Consider the following 16822-nt stretch of genomic DNA (forward strand, 5'->3'; position numbering starts at 1 on the left):
GCAGGATTGCGCGGACGGAGCGCGGGAGCAATACAGCGCAGCCCCGCTCCGCCCCAGACCCGACTTACCGCACCGCACTCACCCGCAGGTCCATCGCATCCGAGCCCTTCTCGCGCTGCAGGATGCGCGCCGGCACCGGCATGCCATCCACCACCCAGGCGATCGTCTGGCGCTCGCCGCTGGTGTTGACCACCTTGGTGGCCTGCTGCGGCTTGCCGCCCACGGTGATCTGCTCCTTGCCGGCCACGGTGTACTTCATGACCTTGGCCTTGCCGTTCTCCACCAGCCGGTAGACCAGCGGCTTGCCGGCCAGCACGTCGCGCACCAGCGCCAGGTTGACCAGCAGCGCGTCCATGTCGCCGGCCTGCAGTTTCACCGGGCCGGCGCGCTCGGGCTTGACGTCGCCCGACCAGGTGGCCACGCCGCGCGACCAGTCATAGGCGGCGTTCTTGACCGAGCTCTTGACCAGCACCTTGCTGCTGTCGGTGCCCGACAGCGGGCGCCACTGCCCGCCCACGTCCTGGAACACCGTGGTCTGGCTGAGGTTGGCCAGCGGGTTCTGGATGCTGAGGTTGTAGCGCCACTTGCCTTCGCCGGCCTGGGTGAGGGTCATGCGGCCGTTGGCCTGCATGCCCATGTAGCTGGCCTCGTACTCGGCGGTGAACGGCTCGAGCGCCCATGCGGACGCGCTGGCGAGCAGGGCGGCCACCGCCAGCGTGATCCGGTACAGCTTCGACTTGGCAAACGTCTTGGTCATCTATTGGATTCCCTTGTACTCCACCAGGCGCAGGTCGTAGGTGTCCTGGCCGTTCTCGCGTTGCAGGATGCGGACCGGCGTTGGAACCCCGTCGGCCACCCATAGCAACGTTTCATCGCCGTGGGCGTGGCCGGTGCGGCCCACCCGCAGCGTGTCGAACCGCATGTCGCCCGCGCCCATGCTCTCCACGTCGCCGGCGACCTGGTACTGGTGGTCGCGCACGCGGCCATCGTCGACAAAGCGGTAGTGCAGGGCCTTGCCGGGGGCTGCGTCGCGGATCACCGCGAGGTTGATCAACAGGCCGCTCATGTCACCGGGCTGCAAGGCCACGGGACGTGAGCGGGACGCTTTCACGTCGCCCGTCCAATGGGCGCTGCGTGAATTCCAATCGTAGAGTCCGATGGTTTGCCGGCGCGTGAACGCAAGCCGGCGCACCGTGGCCTGGGTCAGCGGGCGGTAAGTCTTGCCCGTGGCAGACACGTCGAAAACGGTGCTCTGGTCGGCATGGACGCCGGCGATCCTGAACACGCCGGCACCGCGCATCAACAGGTCCACGCGCCAGCGGTCACCGGGTTGGCGCACCAGTTGCAGGGTGGCGTCGCCGAGTTCGCGGGTGCCCTTGTAGACCTTGTACTGGGCGACGAAGGGTTCCAGTGGGGCCTGGGCTTCGCTGGCGGCAGGAGCGGCGGCAGGTGTGGCGGGCTGCGCGATGGCGCTGGACAGCGGGACGATCAGGGCCGCGAAGACGGTGATCGGTCGGATCCGGGTCATGGCGGGGCGAGGTGGCCGTCGGCGGTCAGTTGCAGGGGGGATGCCAGGATCGCACCGTCATGTTGCACGCCGTCGGGGCCGAGTCCGATCCTGCCGGCGGCCAGTTCGCGCAGCGTGGCCAGCAGCAGCGGGTGCTCGCGTTCCAGCACGCGCGCGGCAAGGCGTTCGGCATCGTCGCCGGGCACCACCGGCACGCGGGCCTGGGCGATCACCGGACCGCCATCCAGTTCGGCGGTGACGAAATGCACGCTGGCACCATGTTCGGCCACGCCCGCGTCCAGCGCCTGCTGGTGCGTGTGCAGGCCCTTGAAGGCGGGCAGCAGGGAGGGGTGGATGTTGATGATCCGCCCTGCACGGGGGGTGACGGCGTCGGCGCTCATGAGCCGCATGTATCCCGCACAGACGATGAGGTCGGGATGAACGGCGTCGACGAGGCTGAACATCGCTTCATCGAACGCCTCGCGGGTGGGGTAGTCCTTGGCGCTGATTGCGGTGGCGGGCACGCAGGTGGCGCGCGCGTGTTCCAGCGCGGTGGCTTTGGCCCGGTCGGAAAACACGCCGGCCACGTGGGCATCGAGCTCGCCGCGCGCGATCGCCTCAAGGATGGCGCGCAGGTTGCTGCCGCGGCCGGAGGCCAGCACGGCCAGTCGCAAAGCGGACATCAACCCGCCTCCCTGGAAGCGGTGATGGGCGCGCGTGCGGGGCGACCGTCCGCGGCCCGGCAGCAGGTCCTGGGCCCAGGCATCAGCGGATGCGCAGGCGCTCGCCGGTACCCGCTGCGGTGACCTGGCCGATCTGCCAATGCGCCAGGCCGAGGCGGTCGAGGTCGGCACCGATCGCCGCGACGTCACCGGGCGCGACCATCAGCACGAAGCCGATGCCGCAGTTGAAGGTGCGCCACATCTCCTCGCGCGGCACGTTGCCTTCGCGCTGCAGCCAGTCGAACACCGGCGGCAGCGGCCAGGCCGACGTGTCGATCGCCAGGCCCAGCGGCTGCGGCACCACGCGGATGATCTTTTCGACCAGGGCACCGCCGGTGACGTGGGCCATGGCGTGGATGTCGTGCCGGGCGAGCAGTTCCAGCACCGGCTTGACGTAGATGCGGGTGGGTTCCATCAGCGCGTCGGCCAGCTTCACGCCGCCGACGTCGAGGTCGAACGGGTTGCCGGCGCGGGCGAGGATCTTGCGGACCAGCGAGTAGCCGTTGGAGTGCGGGCCGCTGGAGGCGATGCCGACCAGCACGTCGCCCTCTCGCACCTTGCTGCCGTCGATGAGGCGGGACTTCTCCACCGCGCCGACGGTGAAGCCGGCCAGGTCGTACTCGCCCGGCGGGTACATGTCGGGCATTTCGGCGGTCTCGCCGCCGATCAGCGCGCAACCGGCGATCTCGCAGCCCTTGGCGATGCCGCCGACCACGTCCACCGTGGTGGCCACGTCGAGCTTGCCGGTGGCGAAGTAGTCGAGGAAAAACAGCGGCTCGGCGCCCTGCACCAGCACGTCGTTGACGCACATGGCGACCAGGTCCTGCCCGATGGTGTCGTGGCGGCCCAACTGCTTGGCCAGGATCAGCTTGGTGCCCACGCCGTCCGTGCCGGAAACCATGACCGGCTCCTTGTACTTGCCCGACAGGTCGAACAGGCCGCCGAAGCCACCGATGCCGCCGCCCAGCACTTCAGGGCGCAGGGTGCGCTTGATGGCTGGTTTGATGCGTTCGACGACTTCGTTGCCCGCGTCGATGTCGACGCCGGCGTCACGGTAGGTAAGCGGGGTGGGGCTCGTCACGGCGGGCTCGGCGGTGGCGGTGGGGAAGTCGGGCATTTTAGCAGCCGGCTGGGCCGGGATTGGCGGATAAGCGTCACTCGGGTGCGGCGCCGGGTTGGTGGAGCGTAGCCAGTGCGGGAGTACCCGGTTGGCGGCTCCCCTGGGCCCTCGACTGCCGTCAATGGACGGATCACCCGGCGTGGGGCACCATTTCCCGACGATTCCAGCCACCTAGGGAAGGCGATGCTCCGCGCAATCCGACTGTTTTGGGCCATCGCGTTGCTGGCGATGGCGTTCGGTGCCGCCGCGCAGCGCGTGGAAGGCGACCGTGCGCGGGCCGAAGGACCGTATGCCGCCGAGGTCAGGGTCAATGGCCAGGGTGAGCCCGAGCGCAACAACGCCTTCGTGCGCGCGCTGGTGCAGGTGCTGGCGCGGCTGTCGGGCGACAACGCGGTGGCCTCGCGCCCGGGCATGCGCCAGGAGCTGGCCTCGGCCAGGGACCTGGTGGAGAGCTACGACTACCGACAGGACGAAGGGGTATCCGCGCGTGGCGCGCCCACCTTCGGCACGGTGCTGGTGGTGCGCTTCGACCCGGAAGCAGTGGATGAACTGGCGGCCATCGTTGGCCTGCCGATCTGGCCGATGCCGCGGCCCAAGCCGGTGCTGTGGCTGGCGATCGACGACGGGTCGGGGCCGCGATTGGCCGGCCTGCCGCAGGCCAACGCGACGCGTCCGGCGCTGGATCGCGCCAAGGATCGTGGCTTCGCGCTGGGCCTGCCGGCCGCCACCGCCGCCGAACAGGCCGTGGTGGGCGCGATCTGGCGTGGCGACACCGCTGCGGTGGCCCGTGCGTCGGCGCGCTACAGCCCGCCGATGCAACTGGTGGGCAAGCTGTACCGGGTGAAGGAAGGCTGGCAGGCCGACTGGATCTTCGTCGACGGCGGCAAGGTCCTGTCGCGCTGGACCGAGAAGCATGCCGACGCACGCCGGGTAATGGCCGCGGGTGCCGACGGTGCGGCCAACGCGCTGGTGCGGCGCTACGCCAAACGAGGCACCGGCAAGGGCATGGGGCCGGCGGGCACCTATCAGGTGACCTTCAATGGAATTGGCAGTGCCGATGCCTACATCCGTCTGGTGGGCTACCTGGAGAAGCTGACGGTGGTGGGGCGGATCACGCCCGTGCGCGCCGTGCCGGGCAGCGTGGCCTTCGACCTCGAGCTGTCGACCGGCCTGCCGGGGCTCCGCCGCGCGGTGGCCCGCGACGACGTGCTGCTCGCCGAGGAAGGCGATGAAGCCGCGTACCGGGTGCGCTGACCGATGACTGACATGGATCCGATCCAGGAAATCGCGCAGTTCTTCCGTCGCCTGAAGTGGACGGCGATGGCCGCGGTCGTGTGCTGGCTGCTGTGGCTGCTGGCGCCGGTACTGACTCCGTTCGTGCTGGCCGCGTTGCTGGGCTGGCTGGGCGATCCGCTGGTGGACAAGCTGCAGGCGCGCGGCCGTTCGCGCAACTTCGCGGTCGGGCTGGTGTTCACTGGCATGATCGTGCTGCTGCTGGTGGCGCTGGTGCTGCTGGTGCCCACCATCGAGCGCCAGGTGCTGACGCTGTGGGAGTCGCTTCCAACCTATCGCGACTGGCTGATGCTGACCGCGTTGCCGTGGGTGGAGGCGCGTACCGGGCTGGAAATCACCCAGTGGCTGGACCTGAGCCACCTGTTCGAGCTGATCCGCGGCAACTGGGAGCGCGCGGGCGGCGTGGCGACCACGCTGCTGGGCTACATGTCGCGATCGGGCTTCGCGCTGCTGACGATGGTGGCCAATGCGGCACTGCTGCCGGTGCTGACCTTCTTCTTCCTGCGCGACTGGGACGTGCTGGTGGAACGCATCGCGGCGCTGATTCCGCGTGACCACCTGGGCACGGCCTCGCGCCTTGCGCGCGACACCAGCGACGTCCTCGGCGCGTTCCTGCGCGGTCAGTTCCTGGTGATGCTGATCCTGGGCGTGATGTATGGCCTGGGGCTGTGGGCGGTCGGGCTGGACCTGGGCATCCTGATCGGTATCGTCGCGGGCCTGTTCACCTTCATTCCCTACCTGGGGCCGACCAGCGGCATCATCCTTGGCAGCATCGCGGCGCTGGTGCAATACGGCGACTGGCAGCATGTCGCCGGGGTGCTGGCGGTGTTCGGCATCGGCCAGGTGATCGAGACCTACGGGCTGACGCCCAAGCTGGTGGGCGACCGCATAGGGCTGCATCCGGTGGCGGTGATCTTCGCGGTGATGGCCGGTGGCCAGTTGTTCGGCTTCCTGGGCATGCTGCTGGCGCTGCCGTTGGCGGCGGTGATCAACGTGCTGCTGCGCTTCGCGCATGAGCGTTACGTGGCCAGCCGGCTGTATGCCGGCACGCAGTCGGCCATCGTGCTGGAGGCGACGGCGCACCACACGCATCCGCCGGAGCACGGCCAGGGGTGAGCGTGTCCGGAGGAAGTGGGCCCGCCGTGCCGCAATTGCCATTGGCCCTGCGCTACCCGCCGGACCAGCGGTTGGACACCTACGTGACGGCCGAGCCGGGCGTGACCGCGCTGGTGCAGGCTGCAGCGACCGAGGGCGGTGACTGGCTGTACCTGTCGGGGCCGCCGGGCGTGGGCAAGACCCATTTGCTGCTGGCGGCCTGTGCCGCGGCCGAAGGTGTCGGGCGCCGAGCGGCCTACCTGCCGCTGGGGGCGGCGGCCGGGCGCCTGCGCGAGGCGTTGCAGGCGCTGGAAGGCAACGATCTGCTGGCGCTGGACGGGCTGGAGCGCATTGCCGGCAATCGCGACGACGAGGTGGCGCTGTTCGATGCCCACAACCGCGCGCGGGCTGCGGGCACCACGGTGCTGTACGCGGCGCAGGGCCATCCCGATGCGCTGGGGCTGGCGTTGCCTGACTTGCGGTCACGCCTGCAGCAGTGCACGCGCCTCGTGCTGGCACCGCTGGACGACACCGGCCGTCGCGAGGTGCTGCGCCAGCGCGCGCAGCGCCGGGGACTGGTGCTGGAGGAGGCGGCGCTGGACTGGCTGCTCAAGCGCGTGGACCGCGACCTGGTGGGGCTGACCGGTGTGTTGGACCGCCTGGACCGCGCATCGCTGGCGGCCCAGCGGCGTTTGACGGTGCCGTTCCTGCGGCAGGTGCTGGGCGCGGACTGAGCACGGCGACGGCGCTGCACGGAGCGGGGCCGCGCCAGAACGTGCTCAGGTGGCGGTTGCCCGCAACGCCGCATCGAGCTGCGCCAACCGCTCCGGCGTGCCGACGTCGGTCCACGGGCCGCGGTGGTGGCAGCCGCTGACACGGCCGGCCTGCATGGCATTTCGAAGCAGCGGTGCGAGCTTGAAGCGCGGCGGCGTTTCGTCCGCACCAGGCTCATCGCCGATGGTGGTGCGCCAGTCGTCGAAGAGAGAGGCGCGGTAGACGCCAATCCCCGCAAACGTAAGGCGTGCAGCCAGGGAGGAGCTGCCTTCGACGTGGTCGTGCACATGGCCATCGTCGCGCAGGATGAAATCTCCGTTTGGGTGGTGCGTAGGGTTGTCGACCAGCACCAGGTGCGCATCGCCGGCCGGTTCGCGCGGCAGGGCGGCGAAGTCGATATCGGTCCAGATGTCGCCGTTGACAGCAAGGAACGGGGCATCGCCCAGCAGCGTACGCGCGTGCCACATGCCGCCGCCGGTTTCGAGCGGCGTCGGGCCTTCGTAGGAGTAATGCAGGCGCACGCCCCAGTGCGCGCCGTCGCCCAGCGTTTCCGGGAACCGTTCGGCCAGCCAGCTGGTGTTGACCACGATGTCGCGCACGCCCATCGCCGCGAGCTTCTCGATATGCCAGGCGATCAGTGGTTTGCCGCCGGCCAGCAGCAGCGGCTTGGGCGTGGTGTTGGTCAGCGGGCGCATCCGCTCGCCCAGTCCGGCGGCGAGGATCAGCGCCTTCATCCGCCCATGCCTTCCTGGCCGCGCGCCAGTTCGACCAGGGCCGGCTTGACGCGTTGTTCGATGACTTCGGCCAGCGGCGCCAGTTCCGGATAGCGCGGCAGCACGGCGTCGAGGTAGGTGAAGAAACGCGGCACGTCGGCGAGGTACTTGGGTTTGCCGTCGCGGTGCCAGAGGCGGGCGAAGATGCCGATGACCTTGAGGTGGCGCTGCACGCCGATCCAGTCGGCGTCGCGACGGAAGCGGGCGCGGTCTGGAACCGGCAGGCCGGCGGCGGTGGCGCGGGCGTGGTAGTGGTCCAGCCAGCCATCGACCTTGGCCTCGGGCCAGCTGAGGAAGGCGTCCTTGAACAGGCTGAGCGCGTCGTAGGCAATCGGGCCGCGCACCGCGTCCTGGAAGTCGAGCACGGCGGGACCGTTGGCGACGGGCATCAGGTTGCGCGGCATGAAGTCGCGGTGCACCAGTACCTGCGGCTGCGCCAGGGCGACGTCGATCAGGCGGCGGTAGACCAGGTCGAGCCGGTCCATGTCGCCGCAGTCCAGCGACAGGCCGAGGTGGTGGCCGAGGTACCACCCGTCGAACAGCCGCAGCTCGCGCGCGAGCAGGGCCTCGTCGTAGACGGGCAGTCCGGGCGGGCAGGGAATGGCTTGCAGCTTGAGCAACTGGGTGATGGCATCGTCGAACAGCGCGTCGGCGTTGTGCAGGCCGATCACATGCAGGTAGGTGTCGGCGCCGAGGTCTTCCAGCAGCAGGAAACCGGCGTCCTCGTCGCGCGCCAGCACGTTGGGCACGCGCACGCCGCCTGATTGCAGCAGGTCGCGGACGCGCAGCCAGGGGCGCACGTCTTCCTTGTCCGGCGGCGAGTCCATGACGATGACGCTGGCGGCATTGGTGCCGGGCATGCTGCCGGGCGCGACGGCGCCGCGCCAGTAGCTGCGGAAGCCGGCGTCCATGGAGGCGCGGTGCAGGTCGAAGTTGGCGTCGCCGGTGACGGTGCAGGCCCAGTCGAGGCGGGCGGTGTCGCGCGCGATGGGCGCGCTGTCGGTATGGCTCATGAAGGCTCCGGCGGCAGCGGGGGCTGCACAACTGCAAAGCGTAGCGCAGCCGGCGCGGGATGCGGGCTGTCGGCCTTCACGCGGGAGCGGCGTCAGGGAGCCAGATGCAATCGCCCCGGGCGGGCCGGGGCGGATTCAGGCGGGTTTGGCGCAATCAGGCAGCCTTCGCGGGAGCGGTCGATTCCAGCGACGCCAGCCACTCGTCGTCCGAGCCTTCGTTGACGCCTTCGAACAACACCGTGGACAGGTAGCGCTCGCCGGTGTCGGGCAGCATCGCCAACAGCACCGAGCCTTCCGGCGCGGACTCGGCCACGCGCAGCGCGGCGGCCACGGTGGCTCCGGCGGAGATGCCGACGAACAGGCCTTCTTCCGCGGCGAGGCGGCGGGCGGTGTCGCGCGCCAGGGTGTCGTCCACCGGCAGGATCTCGTCGGCGATGCCGCGGTTGAGCACGCCGGGGATGAAGTCCGGGGTCCAGCCCTGGATCTTGTGTGGCTGCCATTCCTTGCCGGAGAGCAGTGCCGCGCCGGCTGGCTCGGTGGCGATGATCTTCAGCTCCGGGCGGGCCAGCTTGAGCACTTCGCCGGCGCCGGTGATGGTGCCGCCGGTGCCCCAGCCGCTGACGAAATAATCCAGACGCTTGCCGGCGAAGTCGCGCAGGATTTCCGGGCCGGTGGTGCTGCGGTGGTAGGCGGGGTTGGCCGGGTTCTCGAACTGGTTGGCGAGGAACCAGCCGTGCTTCTCGGCCAGTTCGGCGGCCTTGCGCACCATGCCGGTGCCGCGCTCGGCAGCGGGGGTGAGAATGACCCTGGCGCCGTAGGCGCGCATCAGCTTGCGCCGTTCGATCGAGAACGTCTCGGTCATCACCGCGACGAACGGGTAACCGCGCGCGGCGGCGACCATGGCCAGGGCGATGCCGGTGTTGCCGGAGGTGGCTTCGACGATGGTCTGGCCGGGCTTGAGCACGCCGCGGCGCTCGGCGTCGAGTACGACCGCAAGTGCCAGGCGGTCCTTGACCGAGCCGGCCGGATTGAACGCTTCGACCTTGGCATAGAGGGCGGCGTGCTTGGGCGCGATGCGGTTGAGGCGGACGATCGGCGTGTTGCCGACGGTGTCGAGGATGCTGTCGTAGAGGGCCATGGGGTGTCCTTCGAAAGAGGCTGTGGGGTCAGCGGCGTACTGGCGTATGCGGCGGCGAAATACGGTTCGCGCTCAACATCGGAGGCGGGGAGGCTGGGGATTCACGCGGCCCGCTCCAGCTGTTCGTCGAGATGGCCGGCACCCAGCTGATCGCCCACCGGCGCGGCACCGAACCAGTGCAGACGGATTGCCAGTGCGGCTACTTCGCCCAGCACCAGTAACGCGGGCGATTGCACGGCATGTTCTTCGGCCAGGTGCGGCAGGCGTTCGAGTGTGCCAACGATGACGCGCTGTTCAGGGCGCGAGCCGTTTTCGATTAGCGCGAAGGGCGTGGCGGCATCGCGCCCGTGGGTCAGCAATCGCTCGCGAAGTTGCGGCAGGCCAGCGACGCCCATGTAGACCGCCAGCGTCTGCCGCTCGGCGGCCAGCGACGCCCAGTCGATGGCGTCGGCGGAGTCCTTGGCATGTGCGGTGACGAAACGCACCGATTGCGCGTGGTCGCGGTGCGTCAGCGGGATGCCGGCGTAGGCACCGCAGGCCAATGCCGCGGTGATGCCCGGCACCACTTCGAAGGCGATGCCGTGCGAATGCAGGAACTCCAACTCTTCACCGCCGCGGCCGAACACGAAGCCATCGCCGCCCTTGAGTCGCACCACGCGCTTGCCGGCGCGCGCATGTTCCAGCATCAGCGCGTGAATGCCATCCTGGGTGACATGGTGGTGGCCGGCCTGCTTGCCCACTTCGATGCGCTCGGCGTCGCGGCGGGCGAGTGCGAGCACGTCGTGGCTGACCAGCCGGTCGTGCAGGATCACATCGGCCTCGTTGAGCAGGCGCAGGCCGCGCAAGGTCAACAAACCGGCGTCGCCGGGGCCGGCCCCAACCAGGGCGACGCGGCCCGCCGGGGGAACGCCTTCGGCCTGGCGAGCGCTTTCGGTCAGCTGTGCTAGCAGGCTGCGTTCGGCGGCCACGGTGTCGCCACGACGCAGCAGGGTGGGTACATCGCCCTTCAACAGGCGCTCGAAGAAGCGGCGGCGCGTGCCGAGGTCGGTCAACCGTTCGCGGATGGTGCTGCGTAGGCGGGTAAGCAGATGGGCCAATGCACCGAGCGACTCGTCGAACTGCGTCTCCAGCTGCTCGCGTACGTGGCGGGCCAGCATGGGCGCGCCGCCACCGCTGGAAATTGCGATCTGCAGCGGGCCTCGCTCCACCCGCGACGGTACCTGCACGCTGGACAGCGCCGCGTCGTCGACCACGTTGACCCAGATGCGGCGTGCTTCGCCGGCCACGGCCACCGCACGGTTCACTGCCGGCAGGTCGGTGGCCGCGAAGGCCAGCCAGGCACCGTCGAGCCAGTTGGGGTCGAACGTGCCGGCGAGGTGACGGATGGTTCCCTGCCGGGCCAGTTCGGCCAGGCCCGGCTCGAGCACGGGGGCGCCCACGACGACCTTGGCGCCGGCCTCCAACAGGGCACCCACCTTGCGCCGCGCCACGCTGCCGCCGCCGACCACCACGGCGGTGCGTCCGGACAAATCGATGAACAGCGGAAACAGCGGGGTGGCCATGGCAACAGGGTGGAAGCGGGGTCTTCGACGCTAAGCACCCGCGTCCGTGGGGGGAAATGACATCCGAGTCTTGCCTTATTCCTCAAATGCATAAGCATTGGACCGGATGGCGTTGGCGGCGTAGGGTTAGAATCGTTTCATCAAAATGAAGAGATGAATTATGAACCGCCCAGCCCTCCTGCCGTGTCGCCCGTGGCCGTCGTCTGCTCCCCGTTCCGATCCACGATCTGCCAGGACACCGCTCTCATGACCCTCACCCAGCTCCGCTACCTGGTCGCCATCGCCGACTCGGGGCTCAACATCACCCTCGCGGCCGAACGCGTGCATGCCACCCAGCCGGGGCTGTCGAAGCAGCTCAAGCAGCTCGAGGACGAACTCGGTTTCCTGCTGTTCGCGCGCAAGGGGCGCAGCCTGGACGCGGTAACGCCCGGTGGCGAGCAGGTGATCAAGCACGCGCGCCGGCTGCTGGCCGAGGCCAACAACATCCGCTCGTACGCGGCCAACCAGCGTCGCGACGGCCAGGGCCGGCTGGTGCTGGCCACCACCCACACCCAGGCGCGCTTCGTGCTGCCACCGGCCATCGCGCAGGTGAAGCAGGCCTATCCGCAGGTCAGTGTGCACCTGCAGCCCACCGCCGACGGCGAAGTGCTTGCGCTGCTGGCCAGCGGCGAGGCCGACCTGGCGCTGATCAGCACCGCCGGCGACGTGCCCGAAGGCGGCATCGCGGTGCCGCTGTTCCGCTGGCACCGCCAGGTGCTGGTGCCCAAGGACCACCCGTTGGCCGAACAGTCCGCGCCAGGGCTGGCGCAGCTGGCGGCCTATCCGCTCGTGAGCTATGAATCCTCGATCCGCCCCGAGTCGTCGCTGCGCCGCGCGTTCGTCGCAGCCGGACTGGAGCTGCAACTGGCGATGACCGCGCGCGATGCGGACCTGATCAAGACCTACGTCAGGGCTGGCCTCGGCGTGGGCCTGCTGGCGGAGATGGCCGTCAGCGCGCAGGACGATGCCGACCTGCGCGCGTTGACCGCACCAGCGGCCATACCCGAGTGCGTCGCATGGGCGGTGCTGCCGCGCGAACGCGTGTTGCGCGACTACACGCTGGAACTGCTGCATGCGCTGGCGCCGCAGCTGGATCGCCATGACTTGCGTCGAGTGCTCGCTGGCAACCAGGAAGCGCACTGGCCGACGCCGCCCACCTGGACCGAGCTGAGCCAGCCGATCACGGTGTGACGCCGGCCATGCCGTACCCGGTGCAGCCAAGCGGGGCTGCCCGCCGCCGGGACTTGCTGGAGCCAACGTACGGATACATTGCGCGTGGCTGTGTTGCCAGCCACACGCAGCCCTCATGCCGCCTGGCTGGTGAGCGCCTGGTCCGTGTCCCAGCTTTCATGCAGCCCGCATTCGCGCTTGAGTCCGAAGAAGCGCGTGTCCTCCTCGCTCATGCCGGCCTCCAAGCGGCGCGTGGAGTGCGTGTCGCCGATGGAGACATAGCCGTCGTGCCACAGTGGGTGGTAGGGCAGGTCGTGGCGTTGCAGGTACTGCCACACGTCGCGGTCGGTCCAGTCGGCCAACGGGTGCAGCTTCCAGCGCCCATCGCGCAGTTCGAGGAAGTCGATGCGCCCGCGGCTGGCCGATTGTTGCCGGCGCAACCCGGCGATCCAGGTGCGCACGCCCAACTCACGCAACGCGCGCTGCATTGGTTCCACTTTGTGCGCCTGGTTGTAACGGCTGATGCCATCCACGCCCAACTCCGCCAGGCGGGTCACCCGCGCGTGATCCCACGCGGCGTCCGGCCGCGGGCGATAGACCTTGAGGTTGAGGTCCAACCGCTGCGTCAGTTCATCGGCGAAGGCGTGGGTCTCCGGGAACAGGTAGCCGGTATCCACCAGGATCACCGGGATGCCAGGCTTCTGCCGCGTCACCAGATGCAGCGAAACGGCCGCCTGCGCTCCAAAGCTCGATGACAGCGCATGCTCGCCAGCCTGCGCGTCCAGCGCCCACGCCACGCGCGCCTGCGCACTCTGCGTGCCCAGCCAGCGGTTGAGTTCGTCCAGCGCGCGCGGGGACTCGGCGGCGGTGATCGGATCTGGCGGGCTCATGCGACCACCGCGACGTCGATGGTGCGGATGTCCCTGGCGGGCACCGAGACCACGGCGGCACGCAGCAGGTAGTCGCCGAAGTGTTCGCCCGGCGCGCGCTGCGCGGCGAAGTCGCCCAGCAGCGGGTCCAGCGCGGCGAGCATGGTGGCCTCGTCGACGTTCTCACGGTACAGCGTGTTCAGGCGCTGGCCGCGGTGATCGGCACCGAGCATCAGGTTGTAGCGGCCCGGGGCCTTGCCCACCAGCGCGATCTCGCCCAGGTAAGGGCGGGAGCAACCGTTGGGGCAGCCGCTGATGCGCACGTTGATGGGCATCCCGCGCAGGCCATGGCGGTCTAGCAGCGCTTCCAGCCGGTCGATGAAATCGGGAAGGTAGCGCTCGGCCTCGGCCATCGCCAAGCCGCACGTGGGCAGCGCGACGCACGCCACGGCATTGAGCCGGGTGGGCGATGCAGTGGCATGAATGTCCAGCCGATGTCGCGCCACCAGTGCCGCCAGCTTCTCGCGCAATGCGTCGGGCACGTTGGCGATGACCAGGTTCTGGTTGGCGGTCATGCGGAATTCCGGCGGCGGCAGGGATGCGCTGGTCGTCGCCTCGCTGCCTGCCACGGCATCGCGCAACAGCGTGGCGATCTCGCGCAGCCCGGTGAGGTGGCTCGCGCCGTGGCGGTCCCAGATCCGGCCGGCGATGATGCGCAAGGTAAGGTGCCAGCGCGCGGGATCGTCTTCGGACTGGACCCAGCCGAAGCGATCGCCGTTGTGCTGGAAGTGGGCCAACCGTGCCGGTTCGAACGCGAGTCCGGCGCGCCGTTCCACTTCGGCCTTGAAGGCATCCACGCCGCGCTCGTCCAGCGTGTACTTGAGTCGTGCGCGCTTGCGCTGCGTGCGGTCGCCCCAGTCGCGCTGTGTGGTGACCACGGCTTCCGTTACCGCTTGGACGCGGTCGGCGGGAACGAAGCCGAGCACGCTGGCCAGTCGCGGATAGGTGTCGGGATCGCCGTGGGTCGCGCCCAGTCCGCCGCCCACGCTGACGTTGTAGCCCAGCAACTCACCCTGCTCGAGGACGGCGGTGAACCCGAGGTCCTGGGCGAAGACGTCGATGTCGTTGAAGGGCGGTATGGCGAAGCCGATCTTGAACTTGCGCGGCAGGTAGGTCGGCCCGTAGACCGGCTCCTCCTCTTCACCACTGCCGGCGACCTTCTCCTCGTCCAGCCAGATCTCGTAGTAGGCGCGTGAGCGCGGCAGCAGCGCGGTCGAAATCGCCGCGGCCTGCGCGTGCACCGCGGCATGCGCGCGCGACAGGTGCGGGTTGGCCGCGGCCACCACGTTGCGGTTGATGTCGCCGCAGGCGGCGATGGTGTTGATCATCGCCGCGTTGATCGCCTGCAGGGTCGGCTTCAGCTCGGACTTGATCACGCCATGGAACTGGAAGGCCTGGCGGGTGGTGATGCGCAGCCCGCGTTCGGCGTAGGTGGTGGCGACCCGGTCAAGTTGGAGCCATTGCTCCGGCGTGACCACGCCTCCTGGCGTGCGGGTGCGGATCATGAACGAGTACGCCGGTTCCAGCTTCTGCAGGCGGCGCTCCTCGCGGATGTCGCGGTCGTCCTGCTGGTAGCTGCCGTGGAACTTGATCAGCGCGGTGTCGTCGTCGGCCAGCGCCCCGGTGACCGGGTTGGCCAACGATTCCAGCAGCGATCCCCGCAGCCGGCGGCTGGCGAGCTTGATGTCTTCAACCGAATGCGTGCTCATCAGTACGTGCTCATCAATAAACGTCCCGGGCGTAGCGGCCCTGCGCCTGCAGCGCGTTGAGGTACTCGGCAGCGTCCTCGGCCGAGCGGCCACCGTGTTCGGCAATGAGGGCAAGCAGCGCGGCATGCACATCCTTGGCCATGCGGGTGGCGTCACCGCAGACGTACAGGTGCGCGCCGCCCTCCAGCCAGGCGAAGACCTCCGCGCCGTGTTCGCGCAGACGGTCCTGCACGTAGGTCTTGCGGGCGGGCGCGGCGCTGGCGTCGTCGGCGGTGATGGCGCGGAGCGCATCACGCGAGAACGCCAGGTCCAGTCGATGCAACCGCCCGCGCCGGAGCGCGTCCTGCCATTCCGACTGGTACAGGAAGTCGGTGCGTGCGTGCGGGTTGCCGAAGAACAGCCAGTTGCGGCCAGTGGCGCCGGTGGTGTCGCGTTCCTGCAGGAAGCCACGGAACGGCGCCACGCCGGTGCCGGGACCGATCATGATCACGTCGCGGCTGCCGTCGGTCGGCAGGCGGAAGCGCTCGTTGGGTTCGATGAATACCCGGATGCGCTCGCCTTCCGCGGCCCGCGCGAGGAAGCTGGACGCCGCCCCCCAGCGCAGGCCGTCGGTGCCATCGTCATCTGTACCCGTTTCCACGCGGTACTCGATGTGCGCGACGGTGAGATGGGCTTCATCGCCCACCGCCTTGCTGCTGGACGCGATGGAATACAGCCGCGGCACCAGCGGGCGCAGGCTGGCCACCAGCGCTTCGGCCGACCACGGCGCTGGATGCGCGCGCAGCAGGTCGATCAGCTGGTGATGGGCGAGCAGGTCGGCGAGGCCGGCCGCGTTGTCGGGTACGAGACGCGCATCCAGCGCCGCGTCCTTCGCCCGTGCCGCGTGGGAGACGACGAACGGGCGGGACAACCGGGTCAGCTCGCGGCGGCTGGACAGCCATTCACGCAGCGGGAGGTCCGTGCCGCCATGGGCGACGGGCTGCTCACCATCCAGCGCCAGGGTGGTGAGCACCGCATCCACCAGCTGCGGCGGATTATGCGGCCACACGCCCAGTGCATCGCCGGCCTGGTAATGCAGGCCGGAGCCTTCCAGCGACAGTTCGATATGGCGGATGTCCTTGTCGGACCAGGCGCCGTCGCGATTGCGGCCAGTGATGCGCTGGTTGGCCAGCAGCTCGGCGTGGAACGGGTTGTCGCGGGTGTAGGCACTGGTGGCCGCCGCGAGCGGGCGCAGGGGCGTGACCGTGGCCAGTGGCGCCTGGGGCTTCAGTGACTCCCTGGCGACGGTGAGCGCGTTCGCCAGCCACGGTGTCGCCACGGTTTCGATGTCGAGATCGGCATCGCCACGCGGCAGCCAGCGCTTGGCACCCAGCGCGGCGAAGCGCTCGTCCAGCACGCGACCGACCGCGCAGAACTGCGGGTAGCTGGAATCGCCCAGGCCCAACACCGCGAACTGCAGCTCGGGCAGCCTGGGTGCGCGCTTGCCGGTGATGAACTCGACGAAACCGCGCGCGTCATCCGGCGGATCGCCGTCGCCCTGGGTGCTGATCACCACGATCAGGTGTCGTTCCTGCTTCAGCTCGCGCGTGGCGTAGGTGTCCGCGCGCAGCACGCGCACGCCCAGGCCAGCCGCTTCGACCTGCTGCGCCAGCGATTCGGCCGCGCGCCTGGCGTTGCCGGTCTGGCTGCCGTAGACAATGGTCAGTGTCGGCGCTGGCTGCGCGTCGGCCGCGGGCACGGCCATGGGGCGCGTCGTGGGCAGGGCCTGGGCGCGCGCCAGTCCGGCCGCATAGCCGGAAAGCCACCACAGGCCAGCACCGTCGAGGCTGGTGGTGAGCGTTTCGACCAGATCGGACTGTGCTGGCGACAACAGCGAAGGCGGAGCGGAGAAAGCGGGCAAGGCGGACATGGAGGCACCGCGGGGGGATTTCGACGCTGCCAGCCTAGGGACGTGCTTGTCCGGGCGGAAAGGAAGACG

15 protein-coding genes are annotated in these 16822 nt (G+C 69.5%); 4 read left to right on the forward strand and 11 right to left on the reverse strand.

The features are described from left to right. Nucleotides 1–64: 64 nt before the first annotated feature. The 4 genes from IP93_RS10355 to purM all read right to left on the reverse strand — a co-directional run bounded on the left by IP93_RS10355 (nt 65) and on the right by purM (nt 3346). Complete coding sequence (locus IP93_RS10355; protein ID WP_144815360.1) at nt 65–757, reverse strand: DUF3108 domain-containing protein; 693 nt, start codon at nt 755–757, stop codon at nt 65–67. Next, the gene (locus IP93_RS10360) at nt 758–1528 is read right to left on the reverse strand and encodes a DUF3108 domain-containing protein (RefSeq protein WP_242006838.1); all 771 of its coding nucleotides are present in this window, start codon (nt 1526–1528) and stop codon (nt 758–760) included. After that, on the reverse strand, nt 1525–2190 hold the full coding sequence (purN, locus tag IP93_RS10365) for a phosphoribosylglycinamide formyltransferase (protein ID WP_144815362.1): 666 nt from the start codon (nt 2188–2190) through the stop codon (nt 1525–1527). Before purN ends, IP93_RS10360 begins: the two co-directional genes overlap by 4 nt. An 82-nt stretch (nt 2191–2272) precedes the next feature. After that, nucleotides 2273–3346, reverse strand: a complete 1074-nt coding sequence (gene purM / locus IP93_RS10370) for a phosphoribosylformylglycinamidine cyclo-ligase (protein ID WP_144815365.1) — start codon at nt 3344–3346, stop codon at nt 2273–2275. A 186-nt stretch (nt 3347–3532) separates the two neighbouring features. On the opposite strand from purM, the gene IP93_RS10375 reads away from it, so the two are divergent. The 3 genes from IP93_RS10375 to hda are packed head-to-tail and all read left to right on the forward strand — an operon-like array spanning nt 3533 to nt 6471. Next, nucleotides 3533–4603 carry a DUF2066 domain-containing protein gene (locus tag IP93_RS10375; protein ID WP_144815367.1) on the forward strand — a complete coding sequence of 357 codons (1071 nt, stop codon included), beginning with the start codon at nt 3533–3535 and terminating at the stop codon, nt 4601–4603. Between the two features lie 12 nt (nt 4604–4615). Beyond that, nucleotides 4616–5758 (forward strand): AI-2E family transporter, encoded by a 1143-nt coding sequence (locus tag IP93_RS10380; protein WP_425480044.1) that lies wholly within the window; start codon nt 4616–4618, stop codon nt 5756–5758. Nucleotides 5759–5784: 26 nt separating this feature from the next. Continuing rightward, nucleotides 5785–6471 carry a DnaA regulatory inactivator Hda gene (gene hda / locus IP93_RS10385; RefSeq protein ID WP_242006839.1) on the forward strand — a complete coding sequence of 229 codons (687 nt, stop codon included), beginning with the start codon at nt 5785–5787 and terminating at the stop codon, nt 6469–6471. Nucleotides 6472–6516: 45 nt separating this feature from the next. Here the strand turns inward: hda and murU are convergent, their stop codons facing one another. The 4 genes from murU to cysG form a co-directional block, all read right to left on the reverse strand. Further along, entirely contained in the window at nt 6517–7245 is a 729-nt protein-coding gene (gene murU, locus IP93_RS10390) for an N-acetylmuramate alpha-1-phosphate uridylyltransferase MurU (protein WP_144815374.1), read from the reverse strand. Beyond that, nucleotides 7242–8297 carry an aminoglycoside phosphotransferase family protein gene (locus IP93_RS10395; protein ID WP_144815376.1) on the reverse strand — a complete coding sequence of 352 codons (1056 nt, stop codon included), beginning with the start codon at nt 8295–8297 and terminating at the stop codon, nt 7242–7244. Before IP93_RS10395 ends, murU begins: the two co-directional genes overlap by 4 nt. A gap of 154 nt (nt 8298–8451) precedes the next feature. Next, a complete protein-coding gene (cysK, locus tag IP93_RS10400) occupies nt 8452–9435 on the reverse strand; it encodes a cysteine synthase A (RefSeq protein ID WP_144815379.1) in 984 nt (327 codons plus the stop codon). 101 nt (nt 9436–9536) lie between these two features. Continuing rightward, nucleotides 9537–10997 carry a siroheme synthase CysG gene (gene cysG, locus IP93_RS10405; RefSeq protein WP_144815381.1) on the reverse strand — a complete coding sequence of 487 codons (1461 nt, stop codon included), beginning with the start codon at nt 10995–10997 and terminating at the stop codon, nt 9537–9539. A 246-nt stretch (nt 10998–11243) separates the two neighbouring features. On the opposite strand from cysG, the gene IP93_RS10410 reads away from it, so the two are divergent. Continuing rightward, nucleotides 11244–12227: a LysR family transcriptional regulator gene (locus IP93_RS10410; protein ID WP_144815383.1), complete on the forward strand. Its 984-nt coding sequence runs from the start codon at nt 11244–11246 to the stop codon at nt 12225–12227. Nucleotides 12228–12340: 113 nt separating this feature from the next. Here the strand turns inward: IP93_RS10410 and IP93_RS10415 are convergent, their stop codons facing one another. The 3 genes from IP93_RS10415 to IP93_RS10425 are packed head-to-tail and all read right to left on the reverse strand — an operon-like array spanning nt 12341 to nt 16753. Beyond that, nucleotides 12341–13096, reverse strand: a complete 756-nt coding sequence (locus IP93_RS10415) for a phosphoadenylyl-sulfate reductase (protein ID WP_144815386.1) — start codon at nt 13094–13096, stop codon at nt 12341–12343. After that, nucleotides 13093–14844 (reverse strand): assimilatory sulfite reductase (NADPH) hemoprotein subunit, encoded by a 1752-nt coding sequence (cysI, locus tag IP93_RS10420; RefSeq protein ID WP_144815388.1) that lies wholly within the window; start codon nt 14842–14844, stop codon nt 13093–13095. The genes IP93_RS10415 and cysI overlap by 4 nt, the downstream gene beginning before the upstream one ends. Before the next feature lie 13 nt (nt 14845–14857). Then, complete coding sequence (locus tag IP93_RS10425; protein ID WP_144815391.1) at nt 14858–16753, reverse strand: assimilatory sulfite reductase (NADPH) flavoprotein subunit; 1896 nt, start codon at nt 16751–16753, stop codon at nt 14858–14860. Nucleotides 16754–16822: the final 69 nt, after the last annotated feature.

Origin of the sequence: Aerolutibacter ruishenii (genome assembly GCF_007830115.1) — a bacterium.
Classification (GTDB): Bacteria; Pseudomonadota; Gammaproteobacteria; order Xanthomonadales; family Xanthomonadaceae; genus Aerolutibacter; species Aerolutibacter ruishenii.